This is a genomic window from Kutzneria sp. 744, from assembly GCF_000568255.1.
GTDB lineage: Bacteria > Actinomycetota > Actinomycetes > Mycobacteriales > Pseudonocardiaceae > Kutzneria.
Genome location: NZ_KK037166.1, coordinates 218071 through 219737, shown reverse-complemented (window position 1 = coordinate 219737; position 1667 = coordinate 218071). Strand labels below are relative to the sequence as shown.

The following is a 1667-nucleotide window of genomic DNA, read 5'->3' as shown; positions in this document are numbered from 1 at the left end:
ACACCGCCGCGACGTCGACGCCAGCGCCCACGCGCTGGCCGGGTTCCCGTGCATCGCCGAGCCGCGCTGGCTGCCGGCTTCTCACCAGTACTTCGCCGCTCACCTCATCGACGGCGTCGAATTCTCCGTCAGCACCGTGGAGACACCGTGCCTCGACGACGGCTGGGAGTGCCAGGGGCCGGGGCCGTGGCGGCACTACGTCACCGTGGACGGCATCGACTGCGTGCGGTTGGAACTCCGCCTGACCACCGAGCTCCTTCGCGGCCGCTCCGACCGGTACAAGCCGCTCCTGGCCCACCTCAAGACCCACGGCGCGGACCTCGAACTCCTGCACCGCAGCGTCACCACACGCGAGGTCCCCGAGACCCTCGCCTACCTGATCGGGCTCGTGCCCAGTGCACCGATGGGGTGATCCTGCCCCAGATCGCCATGCCCGTGCCCGACTGCGACCCGCTGCCCGGTATATTCGCTGTGCTGTGCGGCCTCGGCCTGGATAGCGTCCGACCCCATGGAAGCTGACCCCCTGGAATCCGACCCGGCGCAAGCTGACACCGCGCAATCCGGCCCCGTGCAAGCTGACCCCGTGCAAGCTGACCCCGCGGAATCCGACGCGGTGGATCGTGCCGAGTCGATCGCCGCGCTCATGGCGACCAGCGCCGCCGACCTGGCGGGTCAGGTCGTGCAGACCCGGTTCCGGATGGCGCTGGCCGAGACGTGGGGGATCGAGCCGGGCGCGTCGGTGCTGGAGATCGGCTGCGGCCAGGGCGACATGACCGCCGTGCTGGCCGACGCCGTCGGCCCGGACGGACACGTGCTCGGCATCGACATCGCCGACCCGTCCTACGGCGCCCCGGTCACCCTCGGCCAGTCGGCCGAGCACCTGCTGGCCACCGACCTCGGCCGCCACATCGAGATCCGCTTCACCACCGACGTGCTGACGGCCGACTTCCCCGAGGGCGCCTTCGACTGCGTCGTGCTGTCCCAGTGCTCCTGGTACTTCGCCTCGTACGAGCAGCTCCGCGACACCCTCACCCGCGTCCGCCCGTGGGCCCGGCGGCTGTGCTTCTCCGAATGGGATCTGCGGCCGACGGCGGTGGAGCAGACGCCGCACCTGCTGGCCGTGCTCACCCAGGGCCAGATCGAGGCCGCCGGCTCGCGCGGCCAGGGCAACGTTCGCACGGTCTTCGGACGCGACGACGTGTACCGCGCGCTGGCCGAAGCCGGGTGGACCGTGCAGGACTCGCACACCGTCGACGCCGACGGCATGCAGGACGCCGACTGGGAGATCGCCGCCTGCCTGGACTACGTGGACGACCACGAGCGGATGTCCCTGCTGCCCAACGACATCCGCCGCCTCGTCGTCACCCAGGCCGACGTGATCAGCGCCACCGCCCGCGACCGCGGCAACGCCGCCCTGCCCGTGCTCACGATCGTCGCCGAGTGAATTCCCGACAGTTGAGGCAGGAAAGGACCGACGACCGCTCAAGTCCACTGTGGTGGGTCCTAGATTCCGTGCCATGCGAACAATCCCGGCCCTGGCCACCACACTCGCCGTCGGCCTGAGCGCCGTCACCGCCGCCACCGGCCCCGCCGCGGCGCAGACCCTCACCGTGCCCGACGGCATCACCGCCGGGATCATGGTCTACGACAGACACACCCACTCCGCC

2 protein-coding genes are annotated in these 1667 nt (G+C 70.9%); both read left to right on the top strand.

What is annotated here, in order from left to right:
• Positions 1-412: hypothetical protein (locus KUTG_RS52695; RefSeq protein ID WP_198046946.1), on the top strand; the 412-nt coding region annotated here is incomplete at its 5' end.
• 171 nt (positions 413-583) lie between these two features.
• Positions 584-1444, top strand: a complete 861-nt coding sequence (locus KUTG_RS01105; RefSeq protein ID WP_198046945.1) for a class I SAM-dependent methyltransferase — start codon at positions 584-586, stop codon at positions 1442-1444.
• Positions 1445-1667 lie beyond the last annotated feature (223 nt).